The following is a 24,570-nucleotide window of genomic DNA, read 5'->3' on the forward strand; positions in this document are numbered from 1 at the left end:
ACTCGCGGATGGTCGACTCGTGGGTGGCGGCGGCGACGCTCATCGTCGAACCGGCGGGACGGGCTCGGCGGGGGCCCGCCCATCCGTCGGGTGAGCCCGCGTCGTCCGCTCAGCCCACGGAGCCTTCCATCTGGAGCTGGATCAGCTTGTTCATCTCGACGGCATACTCCATCGGCAGCTCCTTGACCAGGGGCTCGATGAAGCCGCTGACGATCAGGGTGGAGGCCTCGGCCTCGGAGAGGCCGCGGCTCATCAGGTAGAAGAGCTGCTCCTCGCCGATCTTGGACACGCTGGCCTCGTGGCCGATCTTGACGTCGTCCTCGTCGATCTCGATGTACGGATACGTGTCGGACCGGCTGGCCGGATCGAGGATCAGGGCGTCGCAGACGACGTTCGACTTCGAGCCCTTGGCGCCGTCGGCGACCTTGAGGAGGCCGCGATAGCTGGCCCGGCCGCCGTTCTTGCTGATGCTCTTGGAGATGATCCGGGAGCTCGTGTAGGGCGCGCCGTGGACGACCTTGGCGCCGGCGTCCTGGTGCTGGCCCTTGCCGGCGAAGGCGATCGAGAGGATCTCGCCGCGGGCCCCCTTGCCCATCATGTAGACGGCCGGGTACTTCATCGTCAGCTTGCTGCCGAGGTTGCCGTCCACCCATTCCATCAGGGCGTCCTCGTGGGCGACGGCGCGCTTGGTCACCAGGTTGTAGATGTTGTTCGCCCAGTTCTGGATGGTCGTGTACCGGCAGCGGCCCCCCTTCTTGACGACGATCTCGACGACGGCCGAGTGGAGGCTCTCGGTGGAGTAGACCGGGGCCGTGCAGCCCTCGACGTAGTGGACCTGGGCCCCCTCCTCGATGATCATCAGGGTCCGCTCGAACTGGCCCATGTTCTGGGCGTTGATGCGGAAATAGGCCTGGAGGGGGATGTCCACCTTGACGCCGGCCGGGATGTAGACGAACGAGCCGCCGCTCCAGACCGCCGAGTTGAGCGCCGCGAACTTGTTGTCGTGGATCGGGATGATCGTCCCGAAGTACTCCCGGACCAGGTCCGGGTGCTCGCGGACGGCGGTGTCGGTGTCGACGAAGATGACCCCCTTCTTCTGGAGGTCCTCGCGGAGGCTGTGGTAGACGACCTCGGACTCATACTGGGCGCCGACGCCGGCCAGGAACTTGCGCTCGGCCTCGGGGATGCCCAGCTTGTCGAAGGTGTTCTTGATGTCGGCCGGGACGTCGTCCCAGGACTTGCCCTGGCGGTCGGCGGCCTTCATGTAGTAGTGGATATCGTTGAAGTTCAGCTCCGAGAGGTCGCCGCCCCAGTTGGGCATCGGCTTCTGCTCGAAGGCGGCGAGGGCCTCGAGGCGGAACTTCCGCATCCAGTCGGGCTCGGACTTCATCTCGGAGATCTGCTCGACGATGGAGCGGGTGAGCCCCTTGCCGCTCTTGAAGGCGTAGTGGTCGTCGGAGTCGCGGAAGCCGTACTTGTACTCGTCCTTGATCCCGGCCACCTGGAGATTGAGATCGGTCGACATGACTCGTGATCCTCTGCGGTTCGATTCGGATGTTCGATTTCGAGGCGGACGGCGCGGCGGCCGGACGGGGGCGAGACGGCATCGGGCCCGCGATCAGAACGAGGGATGGCCGGCGCCCTGGAGCTGCTTGCGGGCGGATTCCTCCATGGCCTGCTCGTTGCGGGCGGCCTCGGGGTACTTCTCGCGGACCCAGTCGTAGCCCTCCTTCTCGAGGTGGGTGACCAGCTCCGGCCCGCCGCTCTCCACGATCTGGCCGCCGAAGAGGATGTGCACGAACTGGGGCTTGATGTAGGTGAGGATCCGCTCGTAGTGGGTGATGACCAGGACGCCGGTCCCGTGCTTGGCGGCGACCTTGTTGACCCCCTCGGAGGCGATCCGGACGGCGTCGATGTCCAGGCCGCTGTCGGTCTCATCGAGGATGGCGAAGGCCGGCCGGAGCATGGCGAGCTGGAGGATCTCCGCACGCTTCTTCTCGCCGCCGGAGAAGCCCTCGTTGAGGTACCGGCGGGCGAACTCGTGGTCCATGCCGAGCTCGTCCATCTGGTCGCGGAGCTCCTTGCGGAAGTCCCGCATCGGGATCAGGTCCTCGCCCTCCTTGCGGCCGGGGTTGCGTACGTTGGTGACGGCGTGGCGGAGGAAGTTGGCGACCGTGACGCCCGGTATCGACGTGGGATACTGGAAGGCCAGGAAGAGGCCGGCCTTGGCCCGCTCGTCGGCCTCCATTTCCAGCAGGTCCGCGCCGTCGAGCGTGGCCGAGCCCCCCAGGACCTCGTAATTGGGGTGGCCGGCCAGGGCGTAGCTGAGGGTGCTCTTGCCGGAGCCGTTGGGGCCCATCAGGGCATGGACCTCCCCCTGGCGGAGCGTCAGGTTCACCCCCCGGAGGATCTCCTTGCCCTCGATCCCCACCCGCAGGTCCTCGATGCGAAGTTCCTTGGTCATCAGTCGCTTGCCCTGTTCCTGTTCAGATCTGGTCCGCTTCCCGGCCGCTGGGTGCGCCGGGGCGGCTCGTCGCTGGTGCGTCCACGAAGTCGTTTGATTCGTCCCGGGGATGCCGAGGGACCGGCGGTCAGCCCGCGGCCGCCTCGGGGATGGTCGGGAGATCGGCCTTGGGCCGGAAGTCGCAGGAGCGGTCGCCGTCGAGCCGGCACTGGCTGAGCCTGAGGGCCCGACCCAGCACCTTCTCCAGCATCTTCCGCTCGAGGGCGCAGATAGCCCGGTCGGCCTCCGCGAGCTCGTAGTAGGGGCAGGAATGCTGGCGGAGGATCACGGCCAGGCCGGCGTCGTCCCGCGCCACCTCGGCCTCGACACCCCGATCGTGGAGCACCCGGCTGAGCTGGACGAGCCGGCCCTCCCACGCGTCCCCCGTGAGCTTGCTGCGATAGGCCTCCGCCAGGCGGTCGGTGATCCTCGTGAAGAGGAGCCGGCGGAGCTTGCGGTCGGCCACGCCGGCCATCATCTCCTCCCAGAGCGCCACGGCCAGGTCGGCGTAATTCTGCCCGAGCCGCTTGTGGGCCTCCACGCTCACCTGGTAGAGATGCCGGGGACGTCCCCGGCCCACGTGCTCCGCCTTCCGCTCCACCAGGCCGGTGCCCAGGAGCCGGGCCAGGCGATTCCGCACCGCCGTCCCCGTGACGCCGATGGCGCCGGAGATCTCCGGCACCGTCATCGGGCCGCGGCGGCGGATCAGGTCCAGCAAGTCGCGATCCGACGATTCCGCCATCGACACGGCCCCTCGCCGACCCGATCGTCCTACCCGACGAGAAAGCGCCAGTCGGCGTCTGCCGCTGCACGCAACCCCGTCCACAGGTTATTATTGTAAGTTCAGCCCCCGGCTCCGTCCATCACCCCACGGTCGATTTTCGCCATTTTCACAAAATAAAGTGCAAAAAATCCGCGGGGTCGACCCCGCGTCTCAGGGGGGCGTGCCTTCGATACCGCCGAGCGGGGCCGGGGTAGGCCGGCCCGCAGAGGAGTCCCGCGTGCCCGATCCGAATGAGGACCTGCTGCTCGCCGCCCTGGCGGTGTTGACCGGCGTCGTGCCCCGGGACGAGCTGCGGGCCGCGATGGCCGCGCTGGCGGCGCGGCCGGACGCCGGCCTGGGGCGGGTCCTCCTGGAGGGAGGCCTGCTGGACGGGTCGCGCGTCGACGCGATGAGGGTGCTGGCGGCGGACCACCTGGCGCGGCACGGGGGGGACCTGGCCTCCAGTTTGGAGGCGTGGAAGGGAGAGGCCCTGACGGACGAGATCCTCACGGAGATCGATGAGGCCGGGTCGCGTCTCACGATGGCCCGGACGCTGGAGGTCGAGGTCGGCTCCACGATCCGGGCGCCGGAGAGCCGGGGCGACCCGGGGGCGCAGGCGACCGTCGCCTGGGACGCGAATGCCACGACCGGCGACGTGGCCGGGGGAGGCGCCACGGCGCAGCGCCGCGAGCAGCCGAGGTACACCCGCGAGCAGCGATTCCAGCGCATCGAGCTCCACGCGCGCGGGGGGATCGGCCAGGTCTGGAAGGCGCGGGACCTGGAGCTGAATCGGGAGGTGGCGCTCAAGGAGATCCGGCCGAATCTCGGCGGCCAGGCCGGCCAGAAGAACCGGTTCCTGCTCGAGGCGGAGATCACCGGATACCTGGAGCATCCGGGCATCGTGCCGGTATACAGCCTGGGGAGCGACTCCCAGGGCCGCCCCTTCTACGCGATGCGTTTCGTCCGGGGGGATAGCCTCTCCGAGGCGATCCAGGCGTTCCACCGGGCCCGCGCGGAGGCCGCGGCGAGCCGTCGGGCGGAGTGGGGCGTGGAGTTCCAGCAACTGCTGCGGCGGTTCCTGGAGGTCTGCGACGCGATGGAGTACGCCCACAGCCGGGGGGTGCTGCACCGGGACCTGAAGCCCGCCAACATCATGCTCGGCGAGTACGGCGAGACCCTGGTCGTGGACTGGGGACTCGCCAAGGTCCTGGGCCGGCCCGACGCCGCGGCGGTCCCGACGCCCCCCGCGGATGACGCCAACCCCGGCGACGCGCCCCCGGACGACGCGACCATGCCCCCGCCGCCGCCCACGGCCGGGGGCGTCACGAACTCGCCGACCGAGCACACGGTCCAGGGGACGAAGATGGGGACTCCGTCCTACATGAGCCCGGAGCAGGCACGCGGCGAGATCGACCGGCTGGGGACGGCCTCCGACGTGTACAGCCTGGGGGCTACCCTCTATGAGCTGCTCGCCGGCAGGAGGGTGCACGCGGGCCTGAAGGCTCAGGAGATCCTGGTCCGGGTGGCGAGGGGGGACGTGCCGCCGCCCCGGACGATCCTGGCGACGATCCCCCCCGCGCTCGAGGCGATCTGCAGGAAGGCGATGGCCTTTTGCCCCGAGGATCGCTACGCGTCGGCCCGCGACCTGGCGCTGGACCTCGAGCACTGGATCGCCGACGAGCCGGTCTCCGCCTTCCCGGAGGGGCGGGCCCAGCGGATCTCTCGCTGGCTCCGTCAGCATCGGACGTGGACCTACGCCGCCGCGGCCTCGCTGCTGGCGATCACGCTGGTCTCCACCCTGTACATGGTCCGGCTGAACGCGGCCCGCCGCGATGCCGAGGCCGGCTTCGACGCGGCGATCAGCGCGGTCAACCAGTACCTTACCGAAGTCAGCGAGAACGAGCTGCTCAAGAGGTACGACACGCTCGACGTCAGCGGCCTCCGCAGCCAACTGCTGCAGGCCGCCCTCCCCTTCTACAAGGACTTCGTGGCCAGGCGGGGCCACGATCCCAGGCTCCGCGAGCAACTGGCCGGCGCCTATTACCGCCTGGGCGCCATCACCCGATTCGTCGGCTCGACGCCCGAGGCGCTGGGCTACTATCAATCGTCCCTGGACCTCTGGCGGTCCCTGGCCGCGGCATCGCCCCGGGACCTGGACCGCCGGCTCCGGGTCGCCGACTGCCTCTTCGCCATCGGCGAGATCTCCGACCCGAGCCATCTCGAGGAGTCCATCGCCAGCCTGACCGAGGCCGTGGGGATCTACAAGGAGGCCGCGGCGGCTCGCCCCGGCGAGCCTCGCCTCCTCCAGTCGGTCGCCACCTCCCTCTCCGAGATCGGCTTCCGCCACTCGCTCGCGTCGCGGGACGAGGATGCCCTCCGCGCGCTCGGCCAGGCCCGCAAGATCCTCGAGGACCTGATCGCGACCGCCACCAACGAACTGGCCTACAAGAAATCGCTCGCCCGGGTCGTCAACCGCATCGGCTATGTCGAATACCATCGCGGGCGCGAGGACGCGGCGATGGCGATCTACGGGGAATTCCAGCAGGTCTGTCGGCAGATCCTCGACGGCGTGAAGGAGGGGCCCAGGCCGCTGGAATTCCAGGAACTCCTGGCGATCAGCTATGAGAACATCGGCGCGATCCAACTGCGGCAGGGGCACCGCGAGCCCGCCCTGGAGGCGTACCGGGAGGCCGAGAAGATCCGCGCCAGGATGGTCGAGCTCGCGGGCTCGGTGCTCTACTATCGGGCCGGCTACGCCCTCACCTCCTGGGCGATGGCCCACATCGAGCACGATCTGGGTCGGATCGACGAGTCCCAGGCCCACCTGGCCCGGGCCCGGGAGATCCTCGAGAAGCTCTGCGTCGACGATCCGAACGAGCTGTCCTACCGCAGGCAACTCGCCCAGGTCGCGGTCCTCGAGGGGGTGATCCACGACGACGCCCACCGGCACGCCCCTGCCCTCGGGCTCTTCGAGGAAGCCCTCAAGATCCAGGAAGGGCTCGAGCCGTACCTCAAGGACGACTTCCAGCTCAAGGTGGAGGTCGGCGTCAGCCTGGCGAACCTGGGAGAGACCTACGCGGACATGGGGCGACCAGACCTCGCGGTCCCCTTCTACCGGCGGGCACTCGAGCGGCGGATTGCCATGTTGGCCAGCCGGCCCGACGTGCCCGACCAGGCCGCCCGGCTCGCCGCCCTGGCGGTCACGCTCGGGAACATCCAGCGGCAGCGGGGCGAGCCGGCCGCGGCCGTCGCGACCTTCACCCGTGCCCTCGAGGCGCTCGATCGCATCCCGGCCGGCCCCGGGGACGACGGGACGCTCGTCGCACTTCGGGCGCAATTGCTCGACCGGAAGGCGAGGGCCCTGGCCGAGCAGGGGAAGACGGAAGAGTCGTCGGATGTCCTGAAACGGGCCGCGGGGATCGCCCGCGAGGCCCTTCCCGGGAGGGATCCGGCCGGGGTCGATGCGACCTCAATCCGCGCGGCGCTCTCTGAAACGCTCCGGGACCTTGCCCTGCTCCCCCTCCCCGGCAGGCCCGCCATCGAGGTCGATCGCCTTCGGGCCGAGCGGGCCAACCTCTGGCAGGGCCGCCCCCCCCAGGAACCCTACGCCCTGGCCGGCCTCGAGGTCGTCGAGGCGGACGTTGTCGGCTACGGCAAGACCCCCCTGGTCCCGGCCGGCGAGCAGGCCCGGCGGACGGATCGAGACGCCGCCGCATCCCACCTCCGGATCGCCGTCCGCCGGGGCCTGCCGGGGGTCGATTCGCTCCGGGCCGACCCCGTCTTCGGCCCCCTCCTCCGAGACGGCCAGGCGAGTCCGGATGAGCCGTCTCCGGACCTGCCCCGGGATCCGTTCCGACGTTGATCCCCACCCCACTTCCGAATTCCGAGAGCATAGGGGCCAAACCGCGTCGGCAGTGTAAGATGTCGGGGCGAGCGTCCGTAATGAAGTATGTCATCCGACTCGCGAACCGACTTCCCCAGGAGGAACGCATGTCCACACAGAAGACCAAGCCGGAGCAGGAACAGCCCAGCAAGAAGAAGGAAGACGAAACGGTCCATCTCTCCGCGGACGACCTGCGTAAGATCTCCGGCGGGGCTGCCACCAGTCAGGGGCCCGTGATCCCGCCCCCCAAGGCGCCCCCGACAAGCCCGTGACGTCCATGGCCGCGGGCCGTGCTTCGTCCAGGGGGCCGCGACGGTGTCGCCCGTCACGGCCCATCTCCGTTCGAGAGCCCGAGGGTGCAGCCGTCGATGAGCCAGCCCGCCGCCACCTCTCGCCCCCCCGCCGACGCGCCCTCCGATGCGTCCACCGTGGCGCTCGAGCAGCTCGACACCCTGATCCGGGTGACGACGATCCAGGCCTGGCTCTCGCTCGGGACCCTCTTCGCGATCTGCGCGGGGGCCCTGATCTTCGCTTACTCTTATCGCGTCCCCAAGAAGGTCGTCGGCGAGGGCATCCTGCTCATCAAGAAGGACCGCCTGGCCCAGGTCCGCGCCCTCGGCACCGGGCGTATCGATGAGCTCAAGGTCACCCTGGGCCAGGAGGTCAAGGAAGGAGCCTATCTCGGGCGGATCATCCAGGACGACCTCAGGGATGCCATCCAGGAGTCGGCCGAGCGGATCCGCGAGCTCGAGAGCGAGGACCAGAAGCTCACCGAGTTCGAGGCCAACGAGCAGTCGACCCAGGAGCGGGCGATCGCCCGCCTCCGAAACGCCATCGAGCGGACCGTGGGAAACTCGACGGCGGCGCTGGCCATCGCCGAGAAGATCGTCGGCGGCTCGGAACGCCTTCGATCCATCAGCCAGCTCTCCAACTTCGACTACCTCAAGGACCTGCAGCAGAAATACACGATCCAGAACGATCTCGACAACGGCCAGTCTCGGCTCGCGGAGCTCGAGTTGACGAAGCTCGTCGCGGAGAATCAGCGGGCCAAGCTCAAGCTCCAGCGACAGCTCGAGATCAGCAAGCTGAGGACCAAGCTGGGGCTCGATCGGGCCAAGTTCGACCGCACCTCCCGGATCGTCAGTCACGGCAACGGACGCGTGGCCCAGATCCTCTCGGCCCGGGACGAATACGTCCGCGAGGGGCAACCGGTGATCCTGCTCTCCTCCCCCAAGGAGACGGGGCCTGGCCTCGACGACGTGGGGCTGCCCTACGAGTCGATCGTCTTCGTGCCGGCCGGCGAGGGGAAGAAGATCGACGAAAATGACCTCGTCGAGATCATGCCCGCGACGGTCAAGCGGGAGGAGCACGGATTCCTCAAGGGCAAGGTCGTCGCCGTCTCTGAACTCCCCGCCACTCGCCTGGCCATGGAGGCCGCACTCCAGCATCCGGACCTGGTGGAAACCTTCCTCAAGCGATACGCGCCCGGCGTCCTGCTCCGCGTCCACGTCCAGCTCGAGAGGGATCCCGCCAAGGCGGGCGTGGAGGATCCGGACAAACCGGACTCAGAGTCGGGCAATCGCTTCGTCTGGTCCTCCTCCTCCGGCGGCTTGCAGCCCCTCAAGACGGGCACGCTCTGCGACGCCGCGATCGTCGTCGAGCAGCAACGCCTGATCTCGCTGGTCATCCCCTGGTTCAAGAGGGCCTTCGGCTGGCACTGATCCCGGGTCGGACTTCGAAACGAGAAGAGCCCCGGCGCGGCAGTCACGCCGGGGCCCGTCATCAGCCGGCGAAGATCGCCGGCTTCAGATGCCGTTGGTGTTGGTCGTGATGCCCGTCTCCCCTCCACCGGGAGTCTGGATGATTGTGGTGGTGCCGCTGGTCAGGCCGAAGCCCGAGAAGCTGGACGTCGGGAAGCCCAGGGCCGTGTTCTGATTCGTGGTGAGGCCATAGAAGCCGCCCCCGAACGGATCCGAGTAGAAGTTGTTGAGGTTGCCGGACCCGGTCGAGGTGCCGGTGGACGTGCTGAACGTCCCGAAGCCGATCGGTCCGTTCGACGTCCCGCCGTTGAAGCCGTTGCCGAGGCCGGCGAAGGTCGGGGCGAAGACGCTCGAGAAGTTGCTGGTCGGCAGGCTGGAGACATTCGTCGTCGTCCCGAAGAACGACCCGAGGCCCGACGCGACATTCTGGAAGGCGCTATTGAAGGCCGAGTTGACGGCGGGGACGAAGGCGTCCGATGTCGTAGGCGCGGCGGAGAGGGCGCCGCTGAGCGTCGTGATCGCCGTGGGCGTCCCTCCCGGCGTCGTGCCGAAGAGGATGTTGCCCACACCGCTCAGCGGGTTGGAGCCTGTCGTCGTGCCCGTCCCTCCGCCGGCACTGGGGGACGAGGGGAACAGGTTCTGGACGGTGGGGAAGACCGCGAGGTTGTTGCCGAGCTGGTTCGCAGCGATGCCCACCGCCGCATTGAGCTGGTTGGCGAACGTCTGCTGGACCGCCGGGTCGGTGCTCATGATCCCGCCCGAGACCAGCGCGGCATTGGCGATGTTGCCGAACCCCGAGTTGAGGGACCCCAGCGTATTGGCGAACTGATTGACGACCTGCTGGGCCATGTAGGTCTGGACGGGGATCCGAGCCCCGCTGTTGATGTCGATCGAATTCGCGTAGATCGGACTCCTTGCGATGAAGTTCCCCGCCTGGGCGGCGTTGGTGACCGTGGACTGGGTGATCGCACGGTCCACGGCGGACATGAGCGCGGAGGCCGACCGACTGGCTCGCCCCGACGACGTGAGCGCATCGAGCCGGCTGGTGAGGCTGTTCCGCCCGTTGCCGAGGAGCGACGTCTGGAGCCGGGCCACCAGTCGATCGTTGGCCTCCGGCAGGAGGCCGAGCTGACTCGAGAGGCGGAAGGCCGTGGCGTTGACCGCCCCGCCGATCTGGCTCTGGAGGTTCGCCTTCGTCGTCGCGTCGGGTGTTCCATTGGCATAGGCCGTGGCAATCTGCGTCCGAAGATATTGACGAAGGTCATTGGCCGCTGCCCGGAACTGGGCGCGATACGACTGATACAGCTCGCGGCGCGACAGGAGGGCCTGGGCGGACGCCGCCGTCCCCGCGGCGTTCATCACGACGCGCTCCTCCAGCGCGATGCCATCGATCGAAGGACGAAACGACCGGACCTTGCCCCTGATGCTCGCCATGACGGATCCTCATTCTCCCAACGTGGGTTCTGTTCAAGGGTGAATCTCGCGGCGGCCGGCGCGCACGGTGGCTGCACCCCGCATCGGTCGCCGCGTGAGATGACTGACATTGCAGATTCGGGATCCGGCGAGCCGGGCGGATTGAGGTGTCGCCGGATGACGATTGGCACGTCAAAAAAGTCTACGCATCGGGCGTGCCAATCCCTTGAAGCCGCGGGCCCACTCCCCCGAATGACGCCCGGACGGCGGACCTGGGCGGACCCAACCCACTCGCAAGGCAAATATGAATACAAATTAGCGCCAGCGCATTCCGCCGAGGCGAATTGAGCAGGCGGGTTCCTTGCGTTGTTCCCCGGAGATACCAGGACCTTGCGGATACGCAGTCATTGCGCGACCGACCTGCACGGGTGCAACATCCTCTCGGAGCCACGACGCCCCCGGGAGTAAAATAGGCAAATTGGGTAGAGTCTAGAAGCAAAATCCTCGATGATGAGGAGGGATGGTCGCGTGCCGAGGTATCGAGGCGGCGGCGTGGGGGTCGGTGTCGGAGGCCGGGGCGGGTCCTGGGCGAATGGCGAGCACGCGGAAGAAGAGGTATCGGCCCGTCCGGACGCCGGTCGTGCTCCAGATGGAGGCGATCGAGTGCGGAGCGGCCGCGCTGGGGATCATCCTCGAGTATCACGGGAAGTACATCCCGCTGGACGTGCTGAGGAGCGTCTGCGGCGTCTCGCGGGACGGGAGCAACGCGTACCATATCCGGGAGGCGGCGAGGCAGTATGGCCTGGAGGTGGAGGCGTTCCGGAAGTCGGCCGAGGGGATCGATACGCGGCGGCCTCCGTTCATGGTGCTCTGGCAGTGGAATCACTTCCTGGTGGTCGAGGGGTTCACCCGCGACGCGGTCTACCTGAATGATCCGGCATGCGGGCGTCGCCGCGTGTCGCGGGAGGAATTCGCGAGGAATTACAGCGGGATCGCCTTCACGTTCCGGCCGGGAGACGGCTTCAAGCCGGAGGGACGGAGGCCGAGCACGCTGCTGGGGCTGGCCGAACGCCTGACCGGCTCCAAGGCGGCGCTCGCGTTCGTGATCCTGGCGGGGCTGGCCCTGGTGATCCCGACGCTGGCGTCGGCGGGCTACCAGCGGATCTTCGTCGATGAGATCCTGATCCAGCGGAGGCGAGACTGGCTGGGGACGCTCCTGGTGGCCATGGCGGCGACGGCCCTGGTCCGGCTGATGGCGGTCTCGCTCCAGCAGGTCTACCTCACGCGGCTGGAGGTCCGGCTGGCCCTGACCGAGGCCGTGCGGTTCCTCCAGCACGTCCTCCGCCTGCCGATCGACTTCTTCCAGCGGCGGTACGCGGGCGACATCGTCGGCCGCGTGGTCAGCACCGCGAGGGTGGCGCGGCTGATCTCCGGCGAGCTCGCCACCACGGCCGTCGGCTTCCTCACGCTGGTGGTCTACGCGGCCGCGATGTTCCCCCAGGACAGGCTGCTGACCGGCGTGGGCGTGGCGATCGGCAGCTTGAACCTGGTCGCGCTGCGGTGGTTCAGCCGGCGGCGGATCGACCAGAACCGGGTCATCGAGCAGATCCGAGGCCGGCTTGCCGGCGGGATCATGTGGGCCGTCCAGGTGATCGAGTCGGTGAAGGCGACCGGCGCTGAGACCGACCTCCTGATCCGATGGACGGGAGAGCAGGCCCGGGTGGTGAACGCCGAGCAGGAGCTCGGGAGGTTCGACGCCGTCTTCGTGGCAATCCCTCCGCTGCTGGCCTCGCTGACCACCGTCGCGGTGCTCGGGCTGGGGGGCCGCCGGGTCGCCGACGGCGTCCTGCCGATCGGGGCGCTGGTGGCCCTGCAGACGTTGCTGGCGAGCTTCCACCAACCCTTCCAGGCCATGGCACGCCTGGGCTCCCAGGTTCAGGAACTGCGGGCCGACCTGGACCGCATCGACGATGTCGCCCGACACCAGGCCGATCCCATGGTGGCCCCCGCCGGAGCAGACGGCGCGGCCGGTGAGACGACCGCCGATCTGCCGGCTCCCGCGACGCCGGCGCCGAGGGCCATCCTGACGGAGTCGCCGCGGCTCTCCGGACGGCTGGAGCTGCGGGACGTCACCTTCAGCTACTACCGGACGGTGGAGGAGCCGCTGATCCGGGGCTTCTCGATGGTCGTCGAGCCCGGGCAGCGGGTCGCGTTGGTGGGAGGATCCGGGAGCGGCAAGACGACGCTCGCCCGGCTGATCGCGGGCCTCTATCGGCCCCAACAGGGCCAGATCCTCCACGACGGCCGGCCGATCGCCGCGATCCCGCGGCAGGTCTTCGTCAACTCGGTGGCGATGGTCGACGAGCGGATCGCCATGTTCCAGGGGTCGGTCCGGGACAACCTGACGCTCTGGGACGAGCAGGTCGCCAGCGGCCGGCTGATCCAGGCGGGGCTCGGCGCGGCGATCCACCTGGACCTCCTCCAGCGGCGGGGCGGCTACGACGCGGCGGTCGCGGAGGGGGCCAGGAACTTCTCCGGCGGCCAGCGGCAGCGGCTGGAGATCGCCCGGGCGCTGGTCCGGGATCCCAGCCTCCTGATCCTGGACGAGGCCACCAGTGCGCTCGACCCGAAGACGGAGCTGATCGTGGACGACCAGCTCCGCCGCCGCGGCTGCACCTGCCTGATCATCGCCCACCGGCTGAGCACGATCCGCGACTGCGACGAGATCGTGGTGCTCTCCCAGGGGAAGATCCTCCAGCGGGGGACGCACGAGCAATTGATCGAGGACGCCGGGGGGGAATACGCCCGGCTCCTGGCCGGCCAGGGATTTCCCGCGGGCCGGTCGGGGCGGGTGGCCATGCACCGCCGGGCGTCCGGCCATGCGGTGGCGGAGCGGCCCGCTCCTCGAATCGGGCCTGCATCCGGATCCGTCGCGACCACGATGCCGGCCCCGAGCCCGCAAGCCGCCGCCGCGGAGGACGGCCCCCGGTTCCTCATCGACGAGCTGCGGGCGACGGGGCGAGCGGAGACCACCGCGGCCAATCGCCCCCTGCCGCTCGATGACCCGGAGTCGGTCTGGTGGGTCTCTTCCGGCCAGGTGGACGTCTTCTTCCAGCTCCCGGCCCCCGACGGCGGGCCCGGCCGGCGTCGCCATCTCTGCCGGGTGGAGGAAGGGGGCTCCATCTTCGCCATCAGCGGCGTCCGCGGCCAGCTCGGCGGCCGGCTCCTGGCCGTCGGCGCGGGGGACGCGGACCTGATCCAGTTCCGCCGCGGCGACCTGATCCGCCTCAGCTTCGAGGAGCCGCTGGCCGAGCAGGTCGCGGTCCTCCTGGACGACTGGATCTTCCGCCTGGGCCGGGCGATCGGCGCGGGAGGAGAAGTCCTGGGCCGTCGCGAGCTGGCCCCGGGCACCCCGGTCGACCTGCCGGACGGCGATCGCTACGGCGTCCGCCGCGGGGTGGCCTGGGTCCGTCACCTGCAGGGGCGTTCCCGGTTCCTCGACCACGACCCCCTCCCGGTCACCGAGCACCAGGCGCGATTCCCGGTCACCGAGCATCTCTGGCTCACGGCCGACGGCCCGGCCCGTGTGGTCACCTCGGACACCTTGACGATGATCCGCTCCGGCGACCCCTGGCGCGGGCTGATGGACTTCCACCGGGCCGCGCTCGACGACCTGGACCGGGTGCAGGATCGGGAGACCACGCGTCGGTGGGCGGAGCTCGAGGAGGCGGTGATCGGCGACCGCTCGCTGGTGGGCCGGATCTCCGTCGAGCTGGCCGCCGCGGCCAACGAGTCCGACGACCTCCTCCCGCCCGCCGAGGAGGAGGCCCTGCTGGCGGCCTGCCGGGTCGTCGGCGGGGAGCTCGGCATCGAGGTCCGCGCGCCCCGACGGGTGATCGACGATGATGGCCCGGCGGGCGCGACGTCGCTCGAGGAGATCGCCCGGGCTTCCGGCTTCCACGCCCGCCAGGTCGTCCTGCCCTCCGGCTGGACCGGCATCGGCGGCGAGCCCCTGCTCGCCCGACTGAAGGACGAGGGGGCGGAGCCGCGGCCCGTGGCCCTGCTCCCCGGCAAGGACCGCGGCCGTGGACGGTTCGCGGCCCGCCGGTATGACCTCTACGATCCCGCCACGGACCGCCGCGGGCCGCTCCGCCAGGACCAGGCGGAACGGCTCTCGCCGGACGCATGGACGTTCTATCGCACCCTCCCTGACGGCCGCCTGACCCTCCGCGACCTCGCCCGCTTCGCCCGCCGCGGGGTCGCCCGCGAGGTGCGGCTGGTCCTCGCCATGGCGGCGCTCGGGGGCCTGCTCGGCCTGGCCCTCCCGGTCGGCGCCGGGGTGCTCGTGGACCAGGTCATCCCCGAGGTCGGCGTCACCGGCGAGGGTCGACAGCGGCTGGCCTCGCTCTGCCTCTTCCTGGTGGCCCTGGCGGTCGCCACGGCCCTCTTCCAGATCGTCGAGGGGATGGCCCTGCTCCGGATCGAGGGGAAGGTCGCCCCGACCGTCCTGCCGGCCGTCTGGGACCGCCTGCTACGCCTCCCCACGCGGTTCTTCAGCGGCTTCTCCTCCGGCGACCTGGCCGTCCGGACGCTCGGCCTGGGGATCGTGCTCCGCAAGGTGTCCGGCGCCATGGCGACGGTCCTCGTCGGCGGCCTCTTCAGCCTCTCCAACGTCGCCCTCCTCTTCTGGTATAGCTGGCGGCTCGCCGCGATCTGCGTCCCGCTCCTGGCGCTGATGCTGGCGACGATCGCCCTGCTCCTGGCCGGCCAGCTCCGCCAGGAGGCGCGGATCCGCAAGGTGGAGGGCTCCATCATCGGCTTCCTGTTCGAGGTCTTCGGCGGCATCGCCAAGCTCCGGACCGCCGGCGCCGAGAATCGCGCCTTCGCGCGCTGGGCCGACCTCTATCGCGACCAGCTCGGCCTGATGATCAAGGCCCGGCGGTTCGCCAACCGGCTCCATCTGTTCCTCGCCGTCTTCCCCATGATCCTGGCGATGATCATCTACTACGGCGCCGTCCGCCTGGATCCCGATGGCCTCAGCACGGGGGACTTCCTGGCCCTCTCGATCGCGCTCTCGAACCTGATCGGCGCCGTGCTGGCGGTCGCCTACACGGCGCTGGGTCTGCTCGACGTGCCGCCGCTCTACGAGCGAATCCAACCGGTCCTGGAAACGCCCCCGGAGTTCCCGGCCGCGACGCTGGAGCCGCTCCGCCTGAACGGCGCGATCGCCCTCAGCGGGGTGACGTTCCGCTACCCCGGCCAGGAGACCGGCGCCCGCGTGCTCGACGGCGTGGACCTGCAAGTCCGCCCCGGCGAGTTCGTCGCCGTCGTCGGCGCCTCGGGGTCGGGTAAGTCCACCATCCTGCGGCTGATCCTGGGATTCGAGTCGACCGATCGCGGCACGATCACCTACGACGGTCGCGACCTCGCCACGCTGGACATCCGCGAGGTCCGCCGCCAGATCGGCGTGGTCCTCCAGGACGCCCAGCTCATGCCCGGCGACATCTTCAGCAACATCGTCGGCTTCGCGCCGGGCCTCACCATGGATGACGCCTGGCGCGCCGCCCGCCTCGCCGGCCTCGAGAAGGAGATCGAGGACCTGCCCATGAAGATGCACACGATCGTCGGCGAGGGGGGTTCCAACCTCTCCGGCGGCCAGCGTCAACGCCTGCTGATCGCCCGGGCCGTCGTCCGCCGCCCGCGGATCCTCATGTTCGACGAGGCCACCAGCGCGCTCGACAACCTCTCGCAGGCGATCGTCACCCGGAGCATCACCCAGGAGCTGCGGGGCATCACGCGGATCGTCATCGCCCACCGCCTGACCACCATCGTCGAGGCGGACCGCATCTACGTGGTCAAGCAGGGGAAGATCGTCCAGGCCGGCCGCTACGAACAGCTCCGCGCCGAGCCGGGCGCCTTCCAGGAGCTGATCAGCCGCCAGGTCGTCTGATCGCCGGCCGGGAATCAAACCGGGCCCGTCTCCGGGCCCCGCGCGTGCCTTACAGACCCTTACCGCCGATGTGCCGGCGCTTCTTCGGGTTGCGAACGCCATGCAGCTTCGTCCGCCGCCCCTTGGCGATCGGCGAGCTCGCCGCCCGCTTCTTCCACTTCGAACCCTTGCGATGACGCGTCTTGATCTTCATGACCGAACCCCTAAAGCTTTTCCGCGAAAGTCTTTACATGCGCACCGCGGTTCAGCCCGCGGAGGGCGAAGGTCCTATTATGAGGATGGATCGCTCCGGTGGCAAGGGAAAGCGTTTGCGCCCGACCTGAATCCCCGCTAACATGGCTCCATGAGTAAGAAGCCGCCACCGGGTATGATTGGGCCACCGCCCTCCGCGCGAGGTGGCCGTCCGGCTGACCCCGGCCTGCACGCCCAGCAAATCGCCCGCGAATGGGAAGATGTGGGCGAGAGCTATATCCGCAGGCGTATGCAGCAGGTCGGCATCCCCGAAGATCAGATCGGACAGCCTACGTTCAGCGGGGATGGGAAGTGGCGAGCGTTCGATCCCAATGGACGGGCAGGCGGAGCCAATACGACGGGCGTGGTGGTGGATTCCGGAGTACTGAATCCCGATCTGCTGAAGGGATTCAAAGGCGGTCGACTCTGGCGGAAGATGCGGATCAAGGACCGTATCGACTCGGCGATCTCTCACGAATACGAGGAACTCCTCGCGGGCGGAAACCACGCCGAGGCGATCAGGGAAGCAGCCAGGAGCAGGCTCCCGATCAGCGAGGAAGCTCGGCGGTTGAATCGGGCGAGGGCGAGATAGGCTGGAATGTCGATGAACCGAGAGGAAACAGACAACGCTCTCTCGTTCCTCTCGTAGCTCGGCATACGGGATTCCATGGCTCTATCCGACCGCCCTTTTCGCGCAAGCCTTCTGAACCCACTCCGGCTTCTTCTTCCAGCCCCAATAGGTCCAACGCCAGGCGGATTCAGGGCCACCCGCATAGGTGTTGATGACCAGGAGCAGTCTCGCATCGGCAAGCTCGCGGAACTCGGAGCGATTCTGCGCCGTGAGCTCGGCCTCTTCTCCGCCAGCAATCCGTCGCAGGAGTTCCCAGGCAGGACCGGAAAGATGGCTCAAATCAGGCGGCGCGTACCGCTGGCTCTCGATTCGCTCCTGTTCGCGCTCGACGATGACCACTCGATCACGCTTACCTTTGACGGTCAGTCGATAGACCCGCTCCGCGCCCGGCAGAGGTTCCATGATCCCAGCCTGGACCAGCTCTCTGTAGGCGGGGAAATTCCTCTCCGTCGCCGGTCGTCTCTCGCTCTCGACATGAAGTCGGAGGATGGCTACGGCCAGCTCCGAAAGGCTCGCGGTCTGCATGACTCACCTCCGGTCGGAATCGTACCGGCCTGGCGTCGGAAGGCCAAGGCGGGAACGGAAACACGGACGTCTCGTTTCGATTCCGGTGGGCGTCGGCCAAGGTGAACGGGCGTCCGCGATCTGCCACGATCACGGCCCCCCCTCGGCCTTCGGCCGCTCCAGGGGCGGCAGTTTCAGCGCCGTCTCGACCGCCAGGACCGCCACGGCCAGCGTGCCCAGGCAGCGCTTCTGGAGGTCGAAGAGACGCTCGCTCGCGCCCGACATCGCATCCATCAGGTCGCCGATCTCCTTCGCGTCGGGGACCCTCTCCAGGACGTACTTCGCGATCGTCATGCCCTCGCGGGCGTGCTCGAACGGGTAGTCGATGGCGGTCGGCAGATGGGTCCGGAATCGCGTCAGATCCTGGTGCAGCGACTGACCCGCGCGGAGGATGGCGTTGATCAGGGGCTCGTTCTTCTCGTTCTTCCCCGACTGGAATTTCTGGAGCAGGCGGCCGAGGACCGAGGCGGACCGCTGGGCGGCCGGGAACTCCTGGATGGCCCGGGCCAGGAAGGACGCGCAGGGATAGACCCGACGCGCCTCGTCGCGGATCGCGGCCCCTTCCGGGATCCGCTCGATGACCTTCGGCAGCTCCAGGAGCGAGAGGCCCTGCGCGATCCTCCGGGCCGCCGCCTCGGAGAACGGATCGAGGCTCGATCGGAGGGCGCGAACGGCCGCGTCGCATCGGTCGATCGTTGCATCGGCCTCGGATCGATCCTTGCCGCTGAACTCGAAGTCTCCGGGCCGAGGTCGCCCGTTCGCCTTCCACAAGGTCAGCGCCGCGGCGGCGGCCGAGGCCTTCGGCGCCAGCTCGTTCCAGCGCTCGAGCGCGGCGAGGTTGTCATCGACCGCCGAGGCGAGCGACGTCCGCGCGTCGATCAGGGCGGCCTTGGCCGACCTGGGATCGTCCGGAGCGAGGGGGAGATCGCCGGGCAGGGGGAGCGGCTGGAGCAGGCTGAAGGCGTCGAGGAAGAGGCGGTCGAAGGCCTCGCTCCCCTGGTGCGCCTCGGCCTGGATGTCGAGGAGGTCGGAGACGGCGAAGAGCTGTTCCTTGCTGATCTCGTTGCCGAGGATGCCTCGATAATGCTGGAAGGTCGCCGACCGGCACAGGGAGTCGAAGTCGCGGAAGAGGTCCGTCGCCGGCCCGTCCAGGTGGAAGATCCCCCCGGCGCCCTCGTGCTTCGCCCGCGCGATCCGGTCCCGATCGCAGGGGTGCGAGTCGAACAGGCCCGTCTTCGCCTTCGTCTCCGCCTCGCGCACCATCGCCATCACGGGGGGCGGGATCTGGGGGATGTTGGCGACGATCAGCCGGGGATAGTCGTCCGGCAGCCGCCGTTCCTGCCAGGAACGGGAGAGGTCGGCCTGCGCACCCCGATCGGCCAGGGCGAGCTCGCGGAGACGCGAGAACGTCGAGGCGAACGTCTCCGCGCCGACCATCCGCGCCTCGTATCGATCGGCGTCGAATTCCTGCTGGCGCGACAGGAACGAGCTGACGAACGCGCCCACGTGCATCAGGACCCAGAGGATCCGGCGGGTCAGCCAGACCATCAGCTTGGTGACCCACGCCACGGCCGCCATGTAGCCCCACTCCTGGGTCCAGGCATCCAGCGTCTGGTCCCACGAGTCGCGCTCGTAGACCACCCGGGCGAACCAGAGGTTGATCGACCGGATCAGGACGTTCAGCCTCATCCCCGCCCCCTGCGAGAAGTGGCCGAACTCGTGGGCGAGGACCCCGGCAAACTGCGGGAGCGTCAGGCCGGCGACCAGGGGGAGCCCGATCGTCAGGTCCAGCCGCTTCCTCGGGGAGAGGGCCCCGCTCGCCAAAGAGGCCGAGGCGTTCACCTCGCAATCGACGTAGACCGTCGCCGGCACGGGCGACTTCACCGACTGACAGATCCCGTCGACGAAGGCGAAAAGCAGGGGCTCGCTGGAAGGGTCGAGCTCGCGCCGCTTCGGCCTCTTCGCCGGGCTCGCGAACAGAGGCTTGAACATGAAGGCAACGACGAATCCTCCGGCGATGAGCGGCGCCACGTAGAGGAAGAGGGCGGCCCGGGCGTTCTTCACGGTCTGGAACACGACGAGGCTGTGCGTCGCGTGCCAGAACAGGGCCAGGGCCGCGACCACGGCCACGCCGACGTAGATCAGGGGCAGGATCACCATCACCACGGCGACGATCAGGATCCAGAGCCGATAGGCCAGGGTCGGCCGGACGGGCGGTATCTCGCCGCGGAATGCCGCCAGGATCTCGTGCGGCGTCCGAGAATGCGTGATCTTGAGGGACTCCTTCGCCGCCCGCAGGGGCTCCGGCGCCTCGACGGCCCTTCGAGTCCTGGCCTGGTGCCCCGACCCCGCGAGCTCATACGTCCCGGCCTCGTCGTCCTCGACGGCCGCGGCGGCGGCCTTCTCCACGCTCGCGGGGGCCGCGGGGACGATGATCACCGCCTTGCAGTGCGGGCATTTGCCACGCTTCCCGGCGAAGGCATCGGCCGTGCGGAATGACCTGCCGCACGCGTCGCAGCGAACCTCGATCGGCATGGAACGCCTCCTCGCATCCCCTCCCGTTCTCCTGCCCCGCACCGCGGCCGGGGCATCGGTCCTATTGTAGGGTAGATCCGAGCAGGGGGAAACGACTGGCGGGTCGGAGCCGGCGCTTACCGTCGAGCTGCGTTCGTCGATTCGCGGTAGGGAGCCGCGGTCGTCCCTTCCGTCAACCCGTCGCCCGCGGCCCGACCTCGAACACGGCGGAATTCACGCGGCGCCCCCCGGCCCAGGCGCGGAGCATGTAGCGGCCGGGCGCGCTGATGGCCAGCTTCTGGAAGGTCGCGATGCCGTCCTTCGTCTTCACGCGGACGCGGCTGCCCCAGACGAAATGACCGCGAGAGCCCTTGCCCACCCGGATCAGGACCAGGCGGACGGGCACGCCGTCCGCGAGCTTGCCGGATCGGCTGAAGACCTGGACGAGGACCGGCGGCAAGGGGCTGCGGGCCGGGGCGGCGGCGGGCTGCAGGAGGAACTCCACCCTCGCCGGCTGCGTGGAGCCCGGCGGTTCCGCCTCGGACTTCGGGGCCTGGAACGACACCGAATCGAAGAGCATGGTCGCGCCGACGGTCGATGTCCCACGAAACGTGATCGTGTGCGAGCCGGCGCTCACGTCGAACGGGATCAGGAACGGCGCGTACTGCGGGCCGGTCGGGTTGATGGTCCCCACCTGCGTGTCATCGACCCAGACGCTCACGGTCTGGGATGTGCCCGCGCCGTTCGCCGCCGACTGCACGGCCACGAGCGAGAGCGTGTAGCTCCCCTTCGCCAGCGTGATCGCCTGGCTGATGCTCCCCTGCCCCGCGATGAAGGCCACCTGGAGGCCCTGGGGCGCGAGGGCATTCTTCTTCGTGTAGATGCTGCCGTTGCCCGCGATGCCGGCGTAGTCGGACCCGCTGCCGTCGGTGAACGTCCAGGGCTGGTCCCCGCCCGCCGAGAGCTGCTTGCCGTGGAGGATGCCGTCGGTGACATTCGCCACGCCCGTCGGCTGCTCGAAGCCGCCGTCCACGATCGGGGCGAGCGCGGCATAGCCGAAGGTGTAGGCGTATGAACCGCCGATCTCGGAGATCTTGCTGGCGTCCAGGGCCCGGCTCAGCGCGACCACGGGGACGCCGTCGTTGAGGAACATCGTCGAGATCTTGACCACGCTCCCGGTCGGGATGCCCGGCCCGGTCACCTGGACATTCGTGAGAGGTCCGACCTGGAGCAGCGTGTTGTACGTGTCCAGGTCCAGCCCCACGATCGTGTTCGTCGCCTGGCCCGCCCCCAGGACCTTCCCGGTGCCGACGATCGGGCCGTAGAAGTAGTACGTGGCGGGGCCCGGAGCGGACTGCTGTAACGGCGCGGAGAGCGTCACCGTGCCGAGGACGCTGTCGTACACCAGGACGGTCGTCCCGAGCGGCACGCCGGGCCCGTTCACCAGCGTCCCGGCGGTATGATTGCTGAAGTTCGCGGCGACGAGCTGATTGACCACGTCCCGGGGCAGGCCGGTGATCACGCTCGAGCCGGGAGGAGGCGCCTGCGCGATCGTCGCGGACACGGGGCCGTAGTTGGCCGTGTTCGCGAACGGGAACGGGTAGGCGGAGGTGGGTATCTGGGTGGAAAGTCCGCCCAGGCCGCCGACGCTCACGTTCAGCTTCTTCGAGCCCCCCGCCCCCACGTCGCCGATGTCGTCATCGAGCCCGAATGCATAGGCGGAGAGCCCGAGCTTCTGGTGGATGAACCAGATGAACGGATCCAGGTTGTAGACGTTGAAGGCCTGACCGCCGACGGCCAGCGCCGGGTCGGGATACCAGAGCGAGGGGTTGGAATACGCGGGATTGGCGAAGTCCGGCACCCCGCGCAGGGCCGACTTGATCTGGTCGGTGATCGTGGCCTGGATGGCGGCGTTCTGATTCGGGAGGTAGGCCGGCCCGACGTTGCCGCCGACGATGTTGCCCAGCAGCGGGATCGCGGCATTCGCCGCCCCGGGCGTCACCGTCCGCCCCATGGTGCTCATCACCGCGTACACGTTCTGCGCGAAGGCCAGGGCTCGGTTCTGCTCGTCGGCCTTGAACGTGTAGGTCAATATCGGCGTCAGGCCGGTCGGGTCGTAGCCCACGATCGACGAGACGGACGGGAGGGCGAAGTTGAACGTGTCGGCCAGGGCCCCCCCCTGGGCCTGGTCCAGCGTGATCGTCCGGTTGTCGCTCGCGACGGCCACGATGACCCCGTGCGGCGTCCCCTGCCCGTCGGTCACCGCCATACCCGGCACCAGGCCCGGGGTGGCCGCGGCCAGCATCAGGAGATTCGACCCGGCGCCGATGCTCCCCTGCACCCCCGTCGCGGGCTTGGCCGTGGGCGCGATGGTCGTCGCGTAGTAGTTCGCCCAGCTATACCAGACGCTCGCGATCGCCTTGACGATGGGATCGGCAACGGTCCTGTTGAAGTTGAATGTGTGGTTGGGCGGGTCGCTGACGCCGAGCGGGCCGCTCAGGTTCACCCCCACGAGCTGCTGGGGGTTCGACGGGTCGTAGAGCATGCTGGTGATGGTCGGGCCGCCGGTCACGGCCTTCCCGTCGATGGCCGCGAGCTGGAACGGATACGACGCGATCCCCTGGGCCAGGAGCTGGAGGATCAACTTGTCGGCCGAGGTGGTGTGATGGAGTATGAGCTGCGTCGGGGTCGGATTCGGGATGTTCGGGTCCGTGTCCCCCCCCGTGGGGAACGAGAACGGGCCCGTGCCGCCGTCGGTCAGCGCGAAGAGCGGGAGGTTCACCCTGGACCCGTCGGAGAACGTCTGGTCGATGGAGAACGAGGACAGGTTGCTCCCCGTGTTCAGCGGGCTCTGGAAGAAGAGGTTCTGGCCGGAGGGGAGCTTGATGGTGCCCTCGCCCGCGGGCGCGTAATAGCTCGGATAGCCCTGGCCGCCGAAGTACGACCCCAGCCCGTTGCCGCCGCCGCCGCCGATGAAGGCCGAGAACGCGGACTGCATCTCGTCGATCGTCAGCGGGGCGCCCACCCAGCCGAAAGGCTTCGCCTCCGGCGTGTTGGGGATGGGGACCTGGTCCGCCTGCAGCGCCACCGGCAGGGCGATGGAGTCCACGTAGGAGACGTCGTAGTTGACCAGGTCGAAGTCGTTCGCACTGATATAATTGATCGTACTCGTATCGAATCCGATCAGGTAATCGAATCCCGTCCCCACGTTGATCTTCGGGTTGTAGAAGGTGCCCCGGAAGCTCATCTCGATGAGCTGGAACGGCGCGTCGTTGCTGGGGTTCTTGGCCGTCAGGGAGTGATACCACATCACCGCGCCGTTGGTGTTGCTCGAGCCCGCCGTCGTGATCGTGTAGCCGGGCTGGGAATACCGGAGGGTCGATGAGATCGGGGCGGTGCTGGTGAAGGTGAACTGCTGCACGCCCGTCGGGGTCGTGATCGTGGTCCCCTGGGGAGGAACCAGGGTGATGCTATGGGTGTCGCTCCCGACCGTGATGGTGGTGCCGCCGGGGATGCCGGGACCGGTCACCGACATCCCGGTCGCCAGGTTCGTCGGCGGCTGCCACTGGGCCGCGGACGGCACGTAGGCATTGGCGCCGCTGTCGAGGACGAACGAATTGTAGACCGGGGCGAAGGAGAGGGTGTTGTCGGCCACCGACCCATAGTAGGTCACCTGGGTATCCTGGTCGTAGTACAGGAACGGGTTCCCGTTCCCTCCCCCCCCGAACAGGTCGGCGGCGTCCGTCGTGATGATGATGCGGCCCGCATCCCAGAAGGCGATCGGGACGTTGATCGTGATGGCGCTGCCGGGCTGCAGGCCCGCGTAGGTCACGGTCTTGCCGTTGACCAGCTCGGTATAGCCGATGTAGCCCCGGTATTCGTGATTGAGCGGGTCGAACGGATCGAACATCCCGGTCCCGGTATAGTCCGTGGCCGGCGTGGGAGAGCCGGGGGTCGCCGTGCGGCTGTTCGCATCCTCGAGGAAGGGGTAGATCGTCTCGCTGCTATTGTTCGTGATCGTGATCTGCTTGACGTATTGCTGAGTCGACGGGGTCGGCGTCACGAGTCCGCCGTCGTGGAGGACGGCGCTCACGCCGTCGTCCTTCGAGACGGTGTCCGTCGGCATCAGGAGGCCCGCCAGCAGGACGCGGCCCTCCAGGAGCACGTCGCCGACCCAGCCTTGCGGCACGATGTTGCGGCGCGGGCGACGGCCTCGCCTTCTCAAGCAAGCACGATCCCCTTGCCGGGTGAGCCAGGCGGCGGACAACATCGTAGGCCCCTCTTCGCGGTTGGTCATCGGCAGGTCGGTATCGATCTGTGATCACGCAATCCTAGAAGAGCCCAGCGATGACTGCAAG

At 68.8% G+C, this 24,570-nt stretch carries 13 protein-coding genes; 5 read left to right on the top strand and 8 right to left on the bottom strand.

Annotation, left to right across the window (positions count from 1 at the left end; all coding sequences use genetic code 11):
- Nucleotides 1-109: 109 nt before the first annotated feature.
- From sufB to G6O54_RS17470, 3 genes are all read right to left on the bottom strand, one after another.
- Entirely contained in the window at nucleotides 110-1,525 is a 1,416-nt protein-coding gene (gene sufB / locus G6O54_RS17460) for a Fe-S cluster assembly protein SufB (RefSeq protein ID WP_165226947.1), read from the bottom strand.
- A 93-nt stretch (nucleotides 1,526-1,618) separates the two neighbouring features.
- Nucleotides 1,619-2,464 (bottom strand): Fe-S cluster assembly ATPase SufC, encoded by an 846-nt coding sequence (sufC, locus tag G6O54_RS17465; RefSeq protein ID WP_165226948.1) that lies wholly within the window; start codon nucleotides 2,462-2,464, stop codon nucleotides 1,619-1,621.
- 127 nt (nucleotides 2,465-2,591) lie between these two features.
- Entirely contained in the window at nucleotides 2,592-3,245 is a 654-nt protein-coding gene (locus G6O54_RS17470) for a helix-turn-helix transcriptional regulator (RefSeq protein WP_165226949.1), read from the bottom strand.
- A gap of 259 nt (nucleotides 3,246-3,504) precedes the next feature.
- Here G6O54_RS17470 and G6O54_RS17475 point away from each other — a divergent pair, with 259 nt between their 5' ends.
- The 3 genes from G6O54_RS17475 to G6O54_RS17485 all read left to right on the top strand — a co-directional run bounded on the left by G6O54_RS17475 (nucleotide 3,505) and on the right by G6O54_RS17485 (nucleotide 8,870).
- Nucleotides 3,505-7,128 (top strand): serine/threonine-protein kinase, encoded by a 3,624-nt coding sequence (locus G6O54_RS17475; RefSeq protein ID WP_165226950.1) that lies wholly within the window; start codon nucleotides 3,505-3,507, stop codon nucleotides 7,126-7,128.
- Nucleotides 7,129-7,256: 128 nt separating this feature from the next.
- Nucleotides 7,257-7,421 (top strand): hypothetical protein, encoded by a 165-nt coding sequence (locus tag G6O54_RS17480; RefSeq protein WP_165226951.1) that lies wholly within the window; start codon nucleotides 7,257-7,259, stop codon nucleotides 7,419-7,421.
- A gap of 96 nt (nucleotides 7,422-7,517) precedes the next feature.
- Entirely contained in the window at nucleotides 7,518-8,870 is a 1,353-nt protein-coding gene (locus G6O54_RS17485) for an NHLP bacteriocin system secretion protein (protein WP_165226952.1), read from the top strand.
- Nucleotides 8,871-8,954: 84 nt separating this feature from the next.
- Here the strand turns inward: G6O54_RS17485 and G6O54_RS17490 are convergent, their stop codons facing one another.
- Nucleotides 8,955-10,343 (bottom strand): hypothetical protein, encoded by a 1,389-nt coding sequence (locus G6O54_RS17490; protein WP_165226953.1) that lies wholly within the window; start codon nucleotides 10,341-10,343, stop codon nucleotides 8,955-8,957.
- 571 nt (nucleotides 10,344-10,914) lie between these two features.
- Here G6O54_RS17490 and G6O54_RS17495 point away from each other — a divergent pair.
- A complete protein-coding gene (locus G6O54_RS17495; protein WP_165226954.1) occupies nucleotides 10,915-16,272 on the top strand; it encodes an NHLP family bacteriocin export ABC transporter peptidase/permease/ATPase subunit in 5,358 nt (1,785 codons plus the stop codon).
- A 49-nt stretch (nucleotides 16,273-16,321) separates the two neighbouring features.
- Here G6O54_RS17495 and G6O54_RS17500 read toward each other — a convergent pair whose 3' ends face one another.
- On the bottom strand, nucleotides 16,322-16,465 hold the full coding sequence (locus tag G6O54_RS17500; protein WP_165226955.1) for a hypothetical protein: 144 nt from the start codon (nucleotides 16,463-16,465) through the stop codon (nucleotides 16,322-16,324).
- 150 nt (nucleotides 16,466-16,615) lie between these two features.
- Between G6O54_RS17500 and G6O54_RS17505 the strand changes: the two genes are divergently transcribed.
- Nucleotides 16,616-17,095 carry a hypothetical protein gene (locus G6O54_RS17505; protein WP_165226956.1) on the top strand — a complete coding sequence of 160 codons (480 nt, stop codon included), beginning with the start codon at nucleotides 16,616-16,618 and terminating at the stop codon, nucleotides 17,093-17,095.
- Between the two features lie 81 nt (nucleotides 17,096-17,176).
- Here the strand turns inward: G6O54_RS17505 and G6O54_RS17510 are convergent, their stop codons facing one another.
- From G6O54_RS17510 to G6O54_RS17520, 3 genes are all read right to left on the bottom strand, one after another.
- A complete protein-coding gene (locus tag G6O54_RS17510; protein ID WP_165226957.1) occupies nucleotides 17,177-17,659 on the bottom strand; it encodes a hypothetical protein in 483 nt (160 codons plus the stop codon).
- Nucleotides 17,660-17,788: 129 nt separating this feature from the next.
- A complete protein-coding gene (locus tag G6O54_RS17515) occupies nucleotides 17,789-20,233 on the bottom strand; it encodes a M48 family metallopeptidase (protein WP_165226958.1) in 2,445 nt (814 codons plus the stop codon).
- A gap of 172 nt (nucleotides 20,234-20,405) precedes the next feature.
- A complete protein-coding gene (locus G6O54_RS17520; RefSeq protein WP_165226959.1) occupies nucleotides 20,406-24,437 on the bottom strand; it encodes a hypothetical protein in 4,032 nt (1,343 codons plus the stop codon).
- Between the last annotated feature and the right edge of the window lie 133 nt (nucleotides 24,438-24,570).

Source organism: Aquisphaera insulae (genome assembly GCF_011064615.1).
GTDB lineage: Bacteria > Planctomycetota > Planctomycetia > Isosphaerales > Isosphaeraceae > Aquisphaera > Aquisphaera insulae.